At 66.2% G+C, this 17,378-nt stretch carries 11 protein-coding genes; 6 read left to right on the top strand and 5 right to left on the bottom strand.

Features of this window, described 5'->3' with window-relative positions:
* The first annotated feature begins 287 nt into the window (after positions 1–287).
* The 5 genes from TEP_RS10255 (at position 288) to TEP_RS10235 (ending at position 8,626) form a co-directional block, all read left to right on the top strand.
* Positions 288–1,679: an NAD-dependent succinate-semialdehyde dehydrogenase gene (locus TEP_RS10255; protein WP_132825210.1), complete on the top strand. Its 1,392-nt coding sequence runs from the start codon at positions 288–290 to the stop codon at positions 1,677–1,679.
* A gap of 75 nt (positions 1,680–1,754) precedes the next feature.
* Positions 1,755–3,395: an acetolactate synthase large subunit gene (locus tag TEP_RS10250; protein ID WP_132825209.1), complete on the top strand. Its 1,641-nt coding sequence runs from the start codon at positions 1,755–1,757 to the stop codon at positions 3,393–3,395.
* 197 nt (positions 3,396–3,592) lie between these two features.
* Complete coding sequence (lysS, locus tag TEP_RS10245; RefSeq protein WP_132825208.1) at positions 3,593–5,104, top strand: lysine--tRNA ligase; 1,512 nt, start codon at positions 3,593–3,595, stop codon at positions 5,102–5,104.
* Positions 5,105–5,312: 208 nt separating this feature from the next.
* Positions 5,313–6,458 carry a two-component system response regulator gene (locus tag TEP_RS10240; protein ID WP_132825207.1) on the top strand — a complete coding sequence of 382 codons (1,146 nt, stop codon included), beginning with the start codon at positions 5,313–5,315 and terminating at the stop codon, positions 6,456–6,458.
* Positions 6,455–8,626, top strand: a complete 2,172-nt coding sequence (locus TEP_RS10235) for a response regulator (protein WP_132825206.1) — start codon at positions 6,455–6,457, stop codon at positions 8,624–8,626. Before TEP_RS10240 ends, TEP_RS10235 begins: the two co-directional genes overlap by 4 nt.
* Positions 8,627–8,722: 96 nt before the next feature.
* Here TEP_RS10235 and TEP_RS10230 read toward each other — a convergent pair whose 3' ends face one another.
* The 5 genes from TEP_RS10230 to betI form a co-directional block, all read right to left on the bottom strand.
* The gene (locus tag TEP_RS10230) at positions 8,723–9,595 is read right to left on the bottom strand and encodes a crotonase/enoyl-CoA hydratase family protein (protein WP_132825205.1); all 873 of its coding nucleotides are present in this window, start codon (positions 9,593–9,595) and stop codon (positions 8,723–8,725) included.
* Positions 9,596–9,756: 161 nt separating this feature from the next.
* Positions 9,757–11,433, bottom strand: coding sequence for a long-chain fatty acid--CoA ligase (locus TEP_RS10225; protein WP_132825204.1), 1,677 nt, complete (start codon positions 11,431–11,433; stop codon positions 9,757–9,759).
* Between the two features lie 349 nt (positions 11,434–11,782).
* Complete coding sequence (gene betA, locus TEP_RS10220) at positions 11,783–13,465, bottom strand: choline dehydrogenase (RefSeq protein WP_132825203.1); 1,683 nt, start codon at positions 13,463–13,465, stop codon at positions 11,783–11,785.
* A gap of 101 nt (positions 13,466–13,566) precedes the next feature.
* Complete coding sequence (gene betB / locus TEP_RS10215) at positions 13,567–15,039, bottom strand: betaine-aldehyde dehydrogenase (RefSeq protein ID WP_132825202.1); 1,473 nt, start codon at positions 15,037–15,039, stop codon at positions 13,567–13,569.
* Positions 15,040–15,080: 41 nt separating this feature from the next.
* Complete coding sequence (gene betI / locus TEP_RS10210; protein WP_032975469.1) at positions 15,081–15,671, bottom strand: transcriptional regulator BetI; 591 nt, start codon at positions 15,669–15,671, stop codon at positions 15,081–15,083.
* A 170-nt stretch (positions 15,672–15,841) separates the two neighbouring features.
* On the opposite strand from betI, the gene TEP_RS10205 reads away from it, so the two are divergent.
* A partial coding sequence (locus TEP_RS10205) for a BCCT family transporter (protein WP_132826503.1) occupies positions 15,842–17,378 on the top strand: 1,537 nt, incomplete at its 3' end.

The following is a 17,378-nucleotide window of genomic DNA, read 5'->3' as shown; positions in this document are numbered from 1 at the left end:
GGCGTGAGCCGCATGGATGCGGCGACCGAGCTTACATGGACGTACTTGCAGCGTCCCCCGCCACCGGNCCCACCCCGCCATCTCACGGAATGCCGCTNTTGCTGTTGCTTCNGCCGTTGCNGTTGCCTCTGCGGGTGCAGGGCGCAGCCCTGCCGGGAAACCACCCCATTCAGGCAGGTAAGTACAGGTCACAGGATACGCAGACGCCTTGTTGCTGCCATCGAACGGGTCCACATTCGTTGTCGGAAACGGGCAGCCGCCCGTTGTCGAGACAACAGGAGACCTGCATGTCCGCTTCCCCCGCAGCCCCCGCTGCCATTTCCCGCGATCCGGCCACCGGCCAGCAGATCGCCAGCCACCCCTTCGCCACCGACGCCGAGCTGGAAGCCATCCTCGACCGCGGCCAGGCCGGTTTTGCGGCCTGGAGCGCGCAGTCACTGGAACAGCGCGCGAGCGTGCTGCGTGCGATGGCTGCCGTGCTGCGCCGCGACCGTGAACCGCTGGCCGCCATGGCCACCGCCGAAATGGGCAAGGTCCAGGCCGAGTCGCTGGCCGAGATCGAGAAGTGCGCGGTGCTGTGTGACTGGTACGCCGACAACGGTGCGGCGTTCCTGCGCGATGAACCCACCGCGGTGGCCGACAACAAGGCCTATGTCTCCTACCTGCCGCTGGGCGTGGTGCTCGGCATCATGCCGTGGAATTTTCCGTACTGGCAGGTGATGCGCGCGGCCGTGCCGATCCTCATGGGCGGCAACGGCTTCCTGCTGAAGCCGGCCGAGAACATCGTCGGCACCGCCGGGCTGCTCGCCGCTGCGTGGCGCGATGCGGGCCTGCCGGATGGCACCTTCATCGCCGCCAACATCAGCCGCGAGGGCACCAGTGCCGCCATCGCCGATGACCGCATCGCCGCCGTGACCCTGACCGGCAGCGTCGCCGCAGGGCGCAGCATCGCCGCGCAGGCCGGGCAGGCGCTGAAGAAGGTGGTGCTGGAGCTGGGTGGCTCGGATCCGTTCATCGTGCTGGCCGACGCCAATCTGGAGGCGGCGGTCGATGCCGCGGTGGCCTCGCGCTTCCAGAACACCGGGCAGGTGTGCATTGCCGGCAAGCGCATCATCGTCGAAGACGCCGTGTATGAGCGTTTCGTGGCGCTGTTCTGCGAGCGCGTGCAGGCGCTGAGCGTGGGCGATGGCCGCGAGGCCGGCAACCGGATCGGGCCGATGGCCCGGCAGGACCTGCTGGAACAGCTTGATGCACAGGTGCGTGCGTCGGTCGAGGCCGGTGCGCAGTTGCTGGTGGGCGGCAAGCAGCTCGATCGCCCCGGCAGTTTCTATGCACCCACCGTGCTGGCGGGTGTCGAGCCAGGCATGCAGGCCTTCGACACCGAGACCTTCGGGCCGGTGGCGTCGATCAGCCGCGCGCGCGACGCCGACCATGCGGTGGAACTGGCCAACCAGAGCGAGTTCGGCCTGAGCGGCAATCTGTGGACCGGCGACCACGCCCGCGCGATGCAGCNGGCGCGCCGGCTGCAGACCGGTGGCGTGTTCGTCAACGGTTTCTCTGCCTCCGATCCACGCGTGCCGATCGGCGGAGTGAAGAAGAGCGGCTTCGGCCGCGAGCTGTCGCACTTCGGCATCCGCGAGTTCGTCAACGCGCAGACGGTGTGGTTCGACCGCCGTTGACGCGGGCCATCCACCGTTCCTGTCAGCATCCCTGCAACGTTCCATCATCACGCACTGCGAGAAGGACGTCATTCCATGTCCAAGGGTTCCGATCTGCTCGTCGCCGCACTCGAAAACGAGGGCGTCGAGCGCATTTTTGGCATTCCCGGTGAAGAGAACCTCGATGTCGTCGAGTCGCTTCGCCACTCCAGCATCGAGCTGGTCATCACCCGCCACGAACAGGCTGCCGTGTTCATGGCCGCCACCTACGGCCGCCTGACCGGCAGGCCCGGCGTGTGCCTGGCCACGCTCGGCCCGGGTGCACTGAACTTCACCACCGGTGCCGCCTATGCACTGCTCGGTGCGTGGCCGGTGATCATGATCACCGGGCAGAAGGGCATCGTGGCCAGCAAGCAGGCGCGCTTCCAGATCGTGGATATCGTCAGCACGATGAAGCCGCTGACCAAGTCGGCGCGGCAGATCGTTTCGGCGCGCACCATCCCCACCATCGTCCGCGAGGCCTTCCGCACGGCGCTGGAAGAGCGCCCCGGGCCGGTGCTGCTGGAACTGCCCGAGGACATCGCGGCGATGGAGGTCGAGGACATTGCACTGATCCCGCCACACCCGGTGGATCGGCCGATCGCCAGTCCCGAGGCGCTGGACCGTGCGGCGCAGATCATCCGCCAGGCCAAGCGTCCGCTGCTGGTGATCGCCTCGGCGGCGTCGCGACCGCAGTCCAGCGAAGCGCTGTCGGCCTTCGTGCTGCGCGCCGGCATCCCGTTCGTCACCACGCAGATGGGCAAGGGCGCGGTGGCCGGTGGCTCGGGCCTGTACATGGGCACGGCGGCACTGAGCGAGCGCGACTACGTGCACATGGCCATCGACCAGGCCGACGTGATCGTGACCATCGGCCACGAGGTGACGGAGAAGCCGCCCTTCGTGATGCGCCCGGGTGGGCGCACGGTCATCCACATCGGCTATTCGCAGGCCGCGGTGGAGCAGGTGTACTTCCCGCAGGTGGAGGTGATCGGCGATATCGGCCGCTCGCTGACCCTGCTGGCCGACCGTATCGAGGGCAGGGTGGACAACGCCGCTGCACTGCTGCCGTTGCGCGCGACGATCCTGGAACACATCGCCGATCGCGCCGAAGAGGCCGGCTTCACGCCGCAGCGGCTGGTGCATGACGTGCGCCAGGTGATGCCGCCGGACGGCATCGTGGCGCTGGACAATGGCATGTACAAGATCTGGTTCGCGCGCAACTACCGCACCCAGGTGGCCAATACGCTGCTGCTGGACAACGCATTGGCAACGATGGGCGCGGGGCTGCCGTCGGCGATCATGGCCTCGATCCTGTACCCGCAGCGCCGCGTGCTGGCGGTGTGTGGCGATGGCGGCTTCATGATGAACAGCCAGGAGCTGGAGACCGCGCGGCGGCTGGGCCTGAACCTGGTGGTGCTGATCCTCAACGATGGCGCCTACGGGATGATCCGCTGGAAGCAGGCGGTGGATGGTTTCGCCGACTACGGCATGACCTTCGGCAATCCGGATTTCGTCAAATACGCCGAGGCCTATGGCTGCCAGGGGCACGAGGTGACGGCGATCGAGCAGTTCATTCCGATCCTGGAAGCGGCCTTCACCGCGGGCGGCGTGCATCTGGTGTCGGTGCCGGTGGACTATTCGGAGAACCAGCGGGTGCTGGTGGATGAGCTGCGGCAGGCGTTCCCCGGGAACGGCTAGGTGTCGCCCCGGCGTTGGGGTCAGATCCCTTTGCTGCGCAAAGGGATCTGACCCCAACGCCGGGGCGACACCTAGCTCCCTTTGCTGCGCAAAGGGATCTGACCCCTCTGCGGGCCGGGGCAGGGCGCTTTTGGTATGCTGGGCAACCGGCTGCGCCGGGCGCAACACTCCCCTCACTACACGATTCCCGCAGATCCATGAGCGAAGCTACCGATACCCCCCCCGTCGACGAAAACAAGTTGATCGCCGAGCGCCGTGAGAAACTCAAAGCGCTGCGCGGGCAGGGCATCGCGTACCCGAACGACTTCCGTCGCGAAGACTTCGCCGGCAGCCTGCAGGAAGAATTCGCCGATGCGGAGCAGTGGACCGCCGAGGCCCTGGAAGGCAACGGCCGCCAGGTGAAGATGGCCGGCCGCCTGATGGCCAAGCGCATCATGGGCAAGGCCAGCTTCGCCCAGATCCAGGACGAATCGGGCCGCATCCAGCTGTTCCTGCAGGGCAGCGTGCTGGGTGATGCCTACACCGCCTTCAAGGGCTGGGACGTGGGCGACATCATCGCTGTCGAAGGTGGCCTGACCCGCACCAAGACCGGCGAGCTGTCGGTCAGGGCCGAGTCGATCCGCCTGCTGACCAAGTCGCTGCGCCCCCTGCCGGACAAGTGGCATGGCCTGGCTGACGTCGAGCAGCGCTACCGCCAGCGTTACGTCGACCTGATCGTGACGCCGGAGTCGCGCGCGGTCTTCATCAAGCGCTCGAAGATCATCCGGGCGATGCGTGCATGGCTGGACAACCGCGACTTCCTCGAAGTCGAAACGCCGATGATGCATTACATCCCCGGCGGCGCAGCGGCCAAGCCGTTCACCACCCACCACAACGCGCTGGACCTTGACCTGTACCTGCGCGTGGCGCCGGAGCTGTACCTCAAGCGCCTGACCGTCGGTGGCCTGGAACGCGTCTACGAAATCAACCGCAACTTCCGCAACGAAGGCGTCAGCACCCGCCACAACCCGGAATTCACCATGATGGAACTGTACGAGGCCTATGCCACGTACAACGAGATCATGGACCTGACCGAAGGCGTGATCCGTGACGTGGCACAGTCGGTGAACGGCACCACCGTGGTTGAGTGGGACGGCGCCAACATCGATCTGGGCCCGGCGTTCCGCCGCTGGCGCATGGACGAGGCGGTGCGCCACCACAACCCGGAAATCTCCGCGGCCGACTGCACCGACCGTGATGCGCTGCTGCGCCATTGCGAGCGCCTGAAGATCCGCGTCAAGCCGTCCTACGGCTGGGGCAAGCTGCTGCTGGAGATCTTCGAAGCCACCGTCGAGCACACCCTGATCCAGCCGACCTTCATCACCGATCACCCGGTGGAGGTCTCGCCGCTGGCCCGCGCCAACGACAACGATCCGGGCTATACCGACCGCTTCGAACTGTTCGTCAACGGCAAGGAACTGGCCAACGGCTTCTCCGAGTTGAACGACCCGGAAGACCAGGCCCAGCGCTTCCAGGCGCAGGTGGCGGCGAAGGAAGGCGGCGACGACGAGGCCATGCACTACGACGCCGACTACATCCGTGCGCTGGAGTACGGAATGGCGCCGACCGGCGGCCTTGGCATCGGCGTCGATCGCCTGGTGATGCTGCTGACCGGCAGCAGCTCGATCCGCGATGTGCTGCTGTTCCCGTACATGCGTCCGGAGCAGTAACCGGACGGGCGTTTCTGGCGTCCGTTTGTGCGCGTCGTCTCGGTTTGAGACGGCGCCATTGACGCATCCCGCACTCGGCGTATCGTTATTGCACAACCTTGACATCGGCTATGGCTTGATGGCGTCGGGGGAGGCCGCAATGTGGAGAATCCGCTTCACATTGTGACGACGATCATGAATCGGGGAGCTTGTGACGGGAGTCGAGCCGATGCAGGGTGCCAGCGTGCACAGCGGCGGGGTATCCTCGCCCGCTGACCTTTCAGCATGGTCGAGAAAGCAGGCAGAGAACGCCTTGAACATCGTCATCGTCGATGACCAGACTTCCGCACGGACGATGCTCCGTCACGTCATCGAGGACATCGCGCCGGAACTGAGCGTGCATGACTTCGGCGATCCGTTGACGGCGCTCGCGTGGTGCGAATCGTACCCGGTCGACCTGCTGCTTCTCGATTACCGCATGCCGGAGATGGACGGGCTGGAGTTCGCCCGCCGCTTCCGCCGGCTGCCCAAGCATCGCGATATTCCGGTGATCCTGATCACCGTGGTGGGTGACGAGCCGATCCGCCAGGCAGCACTGGAAGCCGGCGTGATCGATTTCCTGGTCAAGCCGATCCGCCCGCGCGAACTGCGCGCACGCTGCTACAACCTGTTGCAGCTGCGCCAGCAGACCGAGAACGTGAAGCAGCGCGCGCTGTCGCTGGAGCAGCGGTTGCTGGCCAGCATGCACGAGGTGGAGGAGCGCGAGCGCGAGACGCTGTCGCGGCTGGCGCGTGCGATCGAGTTCCGTGATGCCGGCACCAGTGCCTACCTTGAGCGCATGGCGCGCGTGGCTGGCCTGATCGCCGAGCAGCTGGGCCTGCCGGAAGACGAGGTCAAGCTGATCGAGATGGCCGCGCCGCTGCACGACATGGGCAAGATCGCCATTCCCGATGCGGTGCTGCTCAAGCAGGGCAAGCTCAACGATGAGGAGCTGGCGATCATGCGCCGGCATCCACGCATTGGCCATGAACTGCTCAGCGGCAGCCAGAACCGTTTCATCCAGGTGGGTGCATTGATCGCGCTGCGTCACCATGAGCGCTACGACGGCAGTGGTTATCCCGATGGCCTGGTCGGCGATGCGATTCCGCTGGAGGCACGCATCGTCGCCGTGGCCGACGTGTTCGATGCGCTGATCTCGCCGCGCCCGTACAAGGAAGCGTGGACGATGGAAGCCACCATGGCCTACCTGTATGCCCAGCGCGGGCGCCTGTTCGATCCGCGCTGCGTGGACGCGTTGCTGCGTGGCCGTGAGCAGCTGGAGCAGATCTGCGCCGAGCATTCCACCGCCTCCGCACGGCCGGGGCTGGGCGCGTGAGACACCTGCTGTCGCGATTGCGGTTACGCCTGTCGCAACGGCAGGACAGCGAGCACGGGCAGCAGATCGTCCGCATCGTCCTGATCAGCCTGATCCTGGCTTACGTGCTGCTGCCTTCGGCGCGGCATGATCTGCCGCACACCCAGTATGTCGGTGTACTGGCGATCGTGTTGACCGGCCTGAGCCTGTCGCTGTTGTTGTTTGGCTGGCTGCTGTGGCGGCCGCAGCGTTCCGATCCGCGCCGTGTACTGGGCATGCTGGCCGACTACGGCCTGATCGCCGCCGGCATGATCCAGATGGGCGAGCCGCTGTCGTGGGTCTACATCGTGGTGATGTGGGTGACGGTGGGCAACGGCATGCGCTTCGGCAACCACTACCTGTATGTGGCCGTGGCGATGGCGATGGTCAGCTTCGGCAGTACCGCGCTGTCCACCCCCTATTGGCAGCAGAACGCACGCTTGGCCATCGGCCTGTGGCTTGGCCTGGCGGCGGTTCCCCTGTATTTTTCCACGCTGCTGCGGCAGTTGACCGAAGCGATGGCCGAGGCGCGGCGCGCCAGCGAAGCCAAGAGTCGATTCCTGGCCAACATGAGCCACGAGTTTCGTACCCCACTCAATGGATTGAATGGCATGACAGAAGTGTTGGCGACCACGCGCCTGGATGACGAGCAGCGTGAGTGCGTGAGTACCATCCAGGCGTCATCGCGCAGTTTGCTGGCGCTGGTCGAGGAAGTGCTGGACATCTCGGCGATCGAGGCCGGCAAACTGCGCGTGGTTGCCGAGGATTTCGTCCTTTCCGAAGTGATGCAGGCGATCGGCCTGATCCTGTTGCCGCAGGCCAAGGCCAAGCGGCTGGACTACCGGGTGAAGGTGGCCGAGACCGTGCCGCCGACCCTGCGCGGCGACGTCGGGCATCTGCGGCAGATCCTGCTCAACCTGGCTGGCAACGCGGTCAAGTTCACCGATCACGGCCGCGTCGAGATCCGCGTCAGCGTTGTCCACGCCGACACCCAGGGTGGGGTGCGGCTGCGCTTCGACATTCTCGACACCGGCATCGGTGTTGCACCGGCGATGCGTCCGCGTCTGTTCGAGGCCTTCGAGCAGGCCGACGTCAGCATGGCCCGCCGCCATGAGGGTACCGGCCTGGGCACGACCATCGCCAAGGGGCTGGTCGAAGCGATGGAGGGCGAGATCGGTTACCTGGACAACCCGCCGCAGGGCAGCCACTTCTGGGTGGAGCTGCCGTTCGCGCCGCCGCAGCCGGTGGTCCCGGGTGCGGTACCGACCCTTGCTGCTGGCGACGAAACCGGTGCCGGCGGCAACGTCATCGCCTTCGCCGATCCGTTCCTGCGCCATCGCGCGCGCGTGCGCAGCATGCAGATCCTGGTCGCCGACGACCACGAGGCCAACCGCATGGTGCTGCAGCGGCTGCTGCAGAAGGCCGGGCACAGGGTGCTGTGCGTCGACGGTGGCGAGGCGGTGCTCGACGCACTGGCTGAAAGCGAGTTCGATGCGGCCATCGTCGATCTGCACATGCCGGGCATGAGTGGCTTGGACATGCTGAAGGAGTTGCGGGTGATGCAGGCCGGCGGCGGCCCGCGCACGCCGGTGCTGGTGCTCAGCGCCGACGTCACACCCGAAGCGATCCAGCGCTGTACCCAGGCCGGTGCACATGCGTTCCTGGCCAAGCCTGTGGTGGCCGTGCGCCTGCTGGACACCCTGGCCGAGATTGCCAACAACGCCCAGCTCAAGGCCAGTGCGCCGCCGATCGTGCGCACCGTCACCAACCTCGATGGCGTGCTCGATACCGGCGTGCTTGATGAGCTGGCGTCGCTGGGAATGGGCGAGGGTTTCGAGCGCGAGTTCATCCGCCAGTGCCTGGACGATGCCGAGTCGTGCCTGCGCAAGGCCGAAGGTGATGGTGAAGCGGCACGCTGGGGCGCTTTCCGCGAGCAGTCGCATGCGATCAAGGGCGTGGCCAGCAACCTGGGCCTGGTGCGCGCGTCCAACCGCGCCGGTGAGTTGATGCGGATGGCCGACTGGCAGCTCAAGGCCGAATGGCGGCAGCGTCTTGCGGTGCTGCAGGGGGCCATCAAGGAAGGCCGGCAGGCGCTTGATGCGCGCGCCGAACGCAAGGCACGCGGCGTGGCCGACGACGGCGAGCGGTAGAGCCGGACCTGCGCGGCGGGTTGTCGATGACTGCGCGCCGCATAAAAAAAGCCCGGTGGCCAGCCGGGCTTGAACCCTGCGGGGGAGGGGAACGTATCAGGCCACATCCAGATTGGCGCGTCGGGTCTGCGCTTTGATCAAACGGTCCATGGTGCGCAGCGAACGATCGCCCAGGGCCAGTGCCGAATCGACCCAGACCTTGGTGATTTCCAGCAGTTCGTCATAGCTGACCGCCTGTGCCAGGTTGCGCGCGGCATTCATTGCCAGGTACGACTGCGGCAGGCGCTGCTGCTGGCGGATCATCTCTTCGACCGCGCTGCGGCCTTCTCCTTTCCTGACCAGCACGTCGACCACGCCCATCGCGTGCATCTCCTCGGCGCTGTAGATACGGCCATCGAGGATGATCTTTTCGGCCAGCTGCGGCGCCACCCGGCGGCACAGGAACGAGTAGGCGCCCATGCCCGGGAACAGGCCGAACAGCACTTCGGGCAGGCCCATGCCGCACCCTTCCTCGGCCACGATGATGTGGCAGGCCAGGGCCATTTCCAGGCCACCACCCAGCGCATCGCCCTGGATCAGGGCGATCGAGCGGACGTCGCCGCCGAAGCCGGTGTGCAGGTGGTGAACGCCCTCCACGCAGCGTTGGGCGTAGGTCAGCAGCAGGTCGCGGTTGCCTTCGCGGATCAGGCGGGTGAACAGGTCCAGGTCGCCGCCCAGGTTGTAGGCGGCGGCGTCGGAGGCCAGCACGAAATGGCGCAGCTGGCCGCTGTGGCGCTGCGCCGGGCCGCGGGTGATGGCGCTCATGTAGCTCCACATCTCGTCCAGCATGTCCTTGCGGCAGCAGGGACGCACGCCGGTGGCGGCGTCGGCGTGCATGAACAGCCAGTGTGCGTCGCCGTCGGCGCTGTCCTGGGTGCGGATGGTGGCATAGGGCGAGCCGCTGCTGGGCAGCTTTTCGATGGTACTCATGGAAGGGTCCTCGGCGGTGCGGCCCGCAGATCAAGGTGGTGGCCGGCGGGCCGAACGGTCCACTCACGCGGCGATGCTACACCGGCCCCGGCCCCGCGCATGCGAAAAGGCCCGGGTCGTTGCCGACCCGGGCCTGAGCGCGTTCAACTTTCCCGAAACCCTTACGGGGCGGGCGTATCGCGGAGTTCGCGACGCAGGATCTTGCCGACGTTGGTCTTCGGCAGCTCTTTTCGGAATTCAACGATTCTGGGGTGCTTGTAGCCGGTCAGGTTGGCCCGGGCGTGCTCCTTGACCATCTCGGCGGTCAAGTTCGGGTCCTTCTTGACGATGACCACCTTGACCACCTCGCCGGACTTCTCGTCCGGTACGCCGACCGCGGCCACTTCCAGCACGCCCGGCATCATCGCGATCACGTCTTCGACTTCATTGGGGTACACATTGAAGCCGGACACCAGGATCATGTCCTTCTTGCGGTCGACGATGTAGAAGAAGCCGTGCTCGTCCATCTTCGCCATGTCGCCGGTGTGCAGCCAGTCGTCGGCGTCGATGGCCTTGGCGGTTTCCTCCGGGCGCTGCCAGTAGCCCTTCATCACCTGCGGGCCGCGGATGCACAGTTCGCCCACTTCGCCCAGCGCCAGGATGTTGCCGTTGTCGTCCTTGATGCAGGCATCGGTGGACGGAATCGGCAGGCCGATCGAGCCGTTGTACTCGGCCAGGGTAAGCGGGTTGATGCAGGCCGCCGGCGAGGTCTCGGTCAGGCCGTAGGCCTCGACCAGGGTGACGCCGGTAGTCTTCTTCCAGCGCTCGGCGACCGCACGCTGCACGGCCATGCCGCCGCCCAGGGTCACCTTCAGCGAGGAGAAATCGACGGTGTCGAAGCCGGGGGTGTTGAGCAGGCCGTTGAACAGCGTATTGACGCCGGTGATCGCGGTGAAGCGCACCGACTTGAGCTCCTTGACGAAGCCCTTCATGTCACGCGGGTTGGTGATCAGGTGGTTGCAGCCACCGAACTTCATGAAGACCAGGCCGTTGGCCGTCAGCGCGAAGATGTGGTACAGCGGCAGGGCGGTGATGATCCATTCCTTGCCCATCTCGATGCCCGATGCGCTGATCCAGGCCGAGGCCTGCTGCATGTTGGCGATCAGGTTGCGGTTGGTCAGCATCGCGCCCTTGGCCACACCGGTGGTGCCGCCGGTGTACTGCAGGAACGCCACGTCGTCATGGTCGATCTCGACCTTCGGCAGGGTGTGGCGGCTGCCCAGCCTGAGCGCCTGCTTGAAGCGGATCGCGCCCTTCAGGTGGTAGTTGGGCACCATCTTCTTGACGTACTTGAGCACGAAGTTGACGATCGTGCCCTTGGCGCCGAGCAGGTCGCCCAGGCCGGTGGTGATGACCTGCTTGACCTGGGTATCGGCGATGACCTGTTCGACGGTGTCGCCGAAGTTGTCCACCACCACCAGCGCGGTCACGCCGGCATCGACCAGCTGATGCTTCAGCTCGCGCGCGGTGTACAGCGGGTTGACGTTGACCACGGTCAGGCCGGCACGCAGCACGCCGAAGGTGGCGATCGGGTATTGCAGGCAGTTGGGCATCATCAGGGCGACGCGGTCGCCCTTCTTGAGCTTCAGCTCGCCCAGCAGGTAAGCGGCGAACTGTTCGACCAGGGCGTCGGTCTCACCGTAGGTGAGGGTCTTGCCGAAACTGGAGTAGGCCGGTCGGTCGCGGTACTTCGCGACGGAGGCGTCGAAGACCGAAACTACCGAATGGAACTCGTTGACGTCGATTTCGGCGGGAACGCCTTTCGGATAGCTCTGCAGCCAGGGACGATCCAGACTCATATTCCCCCTCCAGGAATCGTAATGATGGATGCGGCGCGGACAGTATCCGCCAGAACCGCTCTCCGCAGCATACCGTCCCGTAGGGAAAACGCGAAGAGGGTGGACACTGCACGGCCGCATGCGTCAAAAGCCGCCGGGCATGGCCCGGCGCTACCGAAGGCAGAGCGCGCGTGGTAGCGCCGGGCCGTGCCCGGCGACCGAAGGCAGAGCGCACGTGGTAGCGCCGGGCCATGCCCGGCGACCGAAGGCAGAGCGCGCGTGGTAGCGCCGGGCCGTGCCCGGCGACCGAAGGCAAAGCCCGCCTGGTAGCGCCGGGCCGTGCCCGGCGGATGTTCCGATGTCCGGAGACTCAGCTCTTGTTGCGCACAGGCGCGCCGTTGGCCTTGTAGTACGGTGCGGTGCTGCGCGGCAGCGGTGTACGCCCACGGATCACATCGGCCAGCTTCTCGGCGATCATGATGGTCGGTGCGTTGAGGTTGCCGGTAACCACCTGCGGCATGATCGACGCATCGACGATGCGCAGGCCTTGCAGACCGTGCACGCGGCCTTGGCCGTCGACCACCGCCATCGGATCATCGGCGTGGCCCATCTTGTTCGAGCACGACGGGTGGTAGGCGGTCTCAGCATGTTCGCGCACGAACGCATCGATCTGCGCGTCGGTCTGCAGCGCGCTGCCCGGCGAAATCTCGCGGCCGCTGTACGGCGCCAGCGCCGGCTGCGCGAAGATCTCGCGGGTGATCCGGATCGCCGAGCGGAACTCGCGCCAGTCCTGGTCGTGCGACATGTAGTTGAACAGGATGCTGGGATCTTCGCGCGGATCCTTCGAGCGCACGTGGATGCGGCCACGGCTGGGCGAGCGCATCGAGCCGACATGCATCTGGAAGCTGTGCGCCTTGATCGGGTTGGAGCCGTTGTAATTGATCGCCACCGGCAGGAAGTGATACTGCAGGTTGGGCCAGTCGAATTCGGCATCGCTGCGGATGAAACCGCCGGCTTCGAACTGGTTGCTGGCACCGATACCCGTGCCCAGGAACAGCCATTCGGCGCCGATCGCCGGCTGGTTGTACAGCTTCAGTGCCGGGGCCAGCGAGACCGGCTTCTTGCACTCGTACTGCAGGTACATCTCAAGATGGTCCTGCAGGTTGGCGCCGACGCCGGGCAGGTGGTGCACCAGGTCGATGTCCAGGCTGCGCAGCAGGTCGGCCGGGCCGACGCCGGAGCGCTGCAGGATCTGCGGCGAGGCGATGGCGCCGCCGCAGAGCAGCACTTCGCGGCGTGCGGTGGCGCGCTGCGGCTGGTCGTTGTGCAGCCACTGCACGCCCACTGCGCGCTTGCCCGAGAACAGGATGCGGTCGGTCAGCGCGTGGGTGACGATGGTCAGGTTCGGGCGCGGCTTGGCCAGATCCAGGTAGCCACGGGCGGTGCTGGAGCGGCGTCCCTTCGGCGTGACCGTGCGGTCCATCGGGCCGAAGCCTTCCTGCTGGTAGCCGTTGAGGTCGTCGGTGCGCGGGTAACCGGCCTGCACGCCGGCCTCGACCATCGCCGCGAACAGTTCGTTGTTGCCCGCCTTGGGCGTGGTGACGCGCAGCGGGCCGTCGCCGCCGTGGTAGTCGTTGGGGCCGATGTCACGGGTTTCGGCCTTGCGGAAGTACGGCAGGCAGTCCAGGTAGGTCCAGTCTTCCAGGCCCGGCATGCTGGCCCAGTTGTCGTAGTCCATCGCGTTGCCGCGGATGTAGCACATGCCGTTGATCAGCGACGAACCGCCCAGGCCCTTGCCGCGGCCGCAGTCCATGCGGCGGTTGTTCATGAAGGGCTCGGGATCGGTCTTGTACGCCCAGTTGTAGCGGCGGCCCTGCAGCGGGAACGCCAGAGCGGCGGGCATCTGGGTACGGAAATCGAGCCGGTAGTCCGGGCCACCGGCTTCCAGCAGCAGCACGCTGACATCGGCATCTTCGGTGAGGCGGGTGGCCAGCACGTTGCCGGCCGAACCGGCGCCGATGATGATGTAGTCGTACTCGTTATGGGTGCTCATGGTTGCTCTCCTGCGGGCCGGGCGCGCTGCATGCAGGCGTCCCGGCGGAATGTCGGATCGGCGCGGTGGCCGGACGATGGGCGGTGCTCAGGGCGCGCCGGTCAGAACACGCTGGCGTAGTCGCCGAGCTCGACCTGCACCGACTTGATGCGGGTGTAGTGGCCGAGGGTGGAGATACCGTTCTCGCGGCCAACGCCGGACTGCTTGTAGCCACCGACCGGCATTTCCGCCGGCGACTCGCCCCAGGTGTTGATCCAGCAGATGCCGGCTTCCAGGCGATGGATGATGCGATGTGCGCGGCTGATGTCCTTGCTGACCACACCTGCGGCCAGGCCGAAGGTGGTGTCGTTGGCGCGACGCACCACTTCGTCCTCGTCGTCGTAGGCGAGGATGCTCATCACCGGCCCGAAGATCTCTTCGCGGACAATCGTCATGTCGTCGCGGCAGTCGGAGAACACGGTCGGCAGCACATAGGCGCCGTCGGCCAGGGCACCGTCGGTGGCACGGCCGCCGCCGGTCAGCAGGCGCGCGCCTTCGCTCTTGCCGCTTTCGATGAAGCGCAACACGTTTTCCATGTGCGGGAAACTGGTCAGCGGGCCGAAGTTGGTCTCGGCGACCATCGGGTCGCCGATGCGGATGCGCTTGACGCGCTCCACCACGGCAGCTTCGAACGCGGCCAGCATGCTGCGCGGCACGAACACGCGGGTGCCGTTGGTGCAGACCTGGCCGGAGCTGAAGAAGTTGGCCATCACCGCGATGTCGGCGGCCCGGTCCAGATCGGCGTCGTCACAGATCACCAGCGGCGACTTGCCGCCCAGTTCCATCGTCACTTCCTTCAGCGACGAGGACGCGGCGCTGGCCATGACCTTCTTGCCGGTGGCCACGCCGCCGGTGAAGGAGATCTTCTCGATCACCGGGTGCTCGGTCAGCCAGTTGCCGATCTCGCGGCCCGGGCCCTGCACGACGTTGAACACGCCGTCCGGCACGCCGGCTTCGGTGTAGATCTCGGCCAGCCTGATCGCGGTCAGTGGGGTCACTTCGGACGGCTTGAACACCATTGCGTTGCCGGCGGCCAGGGCCGGGGCCGACTTCCACATGGCGATCTGGATCGGGTAGTTCCAGGCGCCGATGCCGGCGACCACGCCCAGCGGCTCGCGGCGGGTATAGAAGAAGCTCGATTCGCGCAGCGGCAGCTGGATGCCCTCGATGGCGGTGGCCAGGCCGGCGTAGTACTCCAGCACGTCGGCACCGGTGACGATGTCCACCGTGGTGGTTTCGGCCAGCGCCTTGCCGGTATCCAAGGTTTCCAGGTGGGCCAGCTCGTCGTTGCGCTCGCGCAGGATCTCGACGGCACGGCGCAGGATGCGCGAGCGCTCCATGGCGGTCATCGCTGCCCATACCTTCTGGCCGTCGCTGGCGCTTTCAACGGCGCGTTCGACATCGGCCCGACTGGCGATCTGCACGTCGGCCAGCACCTGGCCATTGGCAGGGTTGACGGTCTGGAAGGTCTTGCCGCTGGTGGCGTCGACGCGGCGGCCGTGGATGTACAGCTGTTGCACGGGCAGGGTGGTCATCGGCTTGCTCCTGGAAGGGATGGGGCGGGGTCGTGGCGCGCTCAGGGCGCGTTGGCCTGCAACTGGAAATCGATGTAGCCGTAGGCGATGCGGCGCGCCTTGTCGGCGTTGAAGTCACCACCGACCAGGCTGCCGCGCAGCCACAGTCCGTCGATCATCGCGGCCAGCCCGCGTGCGGACAGGCGTGCCTGTGCATGCGGCAACTGGCGGTTGAACTGATGGCAGAGGTTGGAGAACAGTCGCTGGTCGTTGGCGCGCTGCAGCCGCGCAAGTTCCGGCTGATGCATGCTGGCGGCCCAGAAGGTCAGCCATACGCGCATGGCGGTCCCGTTGGTCTGGCTGTCGTCGAAATTGCCATCGACGATGGCGCGAAGCTGTGAACGTGCGTCGCCGGCGGCGGCGTCGCGATAGCGGGCAACGGCTGCCTTCAGCTCGCGCAGGATCTGCCGCATCGCCGCATTGAGCAGGCCGTCCTTGTCGCCGAAGTAATGGGCGACGATGCCGCTGGACAGGCCGGCCTTCTTTGCGATGGTGGCGACGGTGGCATCGGCCATGCCGATCTCGTCGATGGTCTGGAAAGTGGCCCGGATCAGCTGCTCGCGGCGGACCGGTTCCACGCCTTTCTTCGGCATTGTCTCTCCACGGATTGCGACCCGGAATACCGGGCTGGTGAAGATCATACTTTTTATTGATTGAACGTTCAATCAATAAACCCTACGATGCCGGTCGCGCCCCCACGCCATGGGCCCGGTTTCCGGTCCGGCCCCGCCCATGTGCCCCCCTGGACTGATGAGACGACCCCATGTCTTCCCTGGCTCATCCCAAGCGCTCGCCCCTGCGCTTGAACCGTTTCGTGTTCTTCAGTTCGTCGGTCTCCATCGGTATCCTCGGTGCGTTGACCGTGTTCTTCCCGGAGGCCAGCGAGCACTGGCTGCAATGGGCCCAGGCCGAGGTCTCGGCGGCATTCGGCTGGTGGTACATGCTGCTTATCGTCGCCTGCCTGGGCTTCGTGCTGTGGCTGGCGTTCTCGCCGTATGGGCGCATCCGCCTGGGCCATAACGAGGAATCGCCGGCGTTCGGCTACGTGGCCTGGGTGTCGATGCTGTTCTCGGCCGGCATCGGCATCGCGCTGCTGTACTACGGCGCCTACGAGCCGCTCGATCATTTCCTCAACCCGCCCGGGCAGCCCGGCGGCACCGTCGCTGCGGGCCGCGAAGCGATGGTGCTGACCTTCCTGCACTGGGGCCTGCATGGCTGGGCGCTATACGCACTGGTCGGCGTGGCGCTGGGCTACTTCGCCTACCGCCGCAACCTGCCGCTGGCCCTGCGTTCGGCGCTGTACCCGATCTTCGGCGAGCGCATGCATGGCCGCATCGGCGACATGGTCGATGGCTTCGGCATCCTCGCGACGCTGATCTCGATGGTCACCAACCTTGGCATCGGTGCGCTGGTGGTGCAGTCCGGCCTGGTCTACCTGTTCCACATCCCGGATACGCCGCAGGTGCTGGTGGCCATCGTGCTGGTGATGATGGTCGTGGCCACCATCGGCGTGGTTGCCGGCGTGGAGAAGGGCATCGCCTGGCTGTCCAACCTCAACGTGCGCCTGCTGTGCCTGCTGCTGCTGTTCGTGCTGGCGACCGGCCCGACCCTGCACCTGTTCGATGGCCTGGTGCAGAACACCGGCGATTACCTGGGCGCGTTCGTGCGCAAGAGCTTCGACATGTACCTCAACGACCCGAAGGGGCGTGAGTGGATGGGCTCGTGGACGTTGTTCTACTGGGCGTGGTGGATTGCCTGGGCGCCGTTCGTGGGACTGTTCGTGGCGCGCATCTCGCGCGGCCGCACCATCCGCGAAGTGATCATGGGCGTGCTGTTGATCCCGCTGGGCTTCACCCTGGCATGGCTGTCGATCTTCGGCAACACCGCCATCGACCTTGTGCTGAACCATGGCCAGGCGGTGCTGGGCGAAGTGGCCCAGCACGATGCGGCGATGACCCTGTTCAAGCTGCTGGAGTACCTGCCCGCGGCGCCGTACATCGCTGGTGCGGCAGTGGTGATTGGTTTCGTGTTGTTCCTGACCCCGGTCGATTCGGGCACGCTGATGATCGCCAACCTGTGCACCCGGCGTGTCGATGATGGCGTGGAGGATGGGCATGACGCGCCGATCTGGCTGCGCGTGTTCTGGGCGGCGGGCATCACCGTGGCCAGTGTCGGCCTGTTGCTGGCCGGCAACTTCAGCGCGATGCAGACGGCGGTGGTGCTGTGCGGCCTGCCGTTCTCGTTCATCCTGGCGTTCTACATGTGGGGCCTGCTGAAGGCGCTGCGCACCGACCCGGACG

The organism is Stenotrophomonas sp. TEPEL (assembly GCF_004348785.1).
GTDB classification, from domain to species: Bacteria; Pseudomonadota; Gammaproteobacteria; order Xanthomonadales; family Xanthomonadaceae; genus Stenotrophomonas; species Stenotrophomonas indicatrix.
This window is presented reverse-complemented; position numbering and strand designations above follow the sequence as displayed.

Coding starts and splice junctions, on each gene's coding strand:
- TEP_RS10250 (WP_132825209.1), top strand. CDS start 1,755: ATGTCCAAGGGTTCCGATCTGCTCGTCGCCGCACTCGAAAACGAGGGC.
- lysS (WP_132825208.1), top strand. CDS start 3,593: ATGAGCGAAGCTACCGATACCCCCCCCGTCGACGAAAACAAGTTGATC.
- TEP_RS10240 (WP_132825207.1), top strand. CDS start 5,313: ATGCAGGGTGCCAGCGTGCACAGCGGCGGGGTATCCTCGCCCGCTGAC.
- TEP_RS10230 (WP_132825205.1), bottom strand. CDS start 9,595: ATGAGTACCATCGAAAAGCTGCCCAGCAGCGGCTCGCCCTATGCCACC.
- TEP_RS10225 (WP_132825204.1), bottom strand. CDS start 11,433: ATGAGTCTGGATCGTCCCTGGCTGCAGAGCTATCCGAAAGGCGTTCCC.
- betA (WP_132825203.1), bottom strand. CDS start 13,465: ATGAGCACCCATAACGAGTACGACTACATCATCATCGGCGCCGGTTCG.
- betB (WP_132825202.1), bottom strand. CDS start 15,039: ATGACCACCCTGCCCGTGCAACAGCTGTACATCCACGGCCGCCGCGTC.
- betI (WP_032975469.1), bottom strand. CDS start 15,671: ATGCCGAAGAAAGGCGTGGAACCGGTCCGCCGCGAGCAGCTGATCCGG.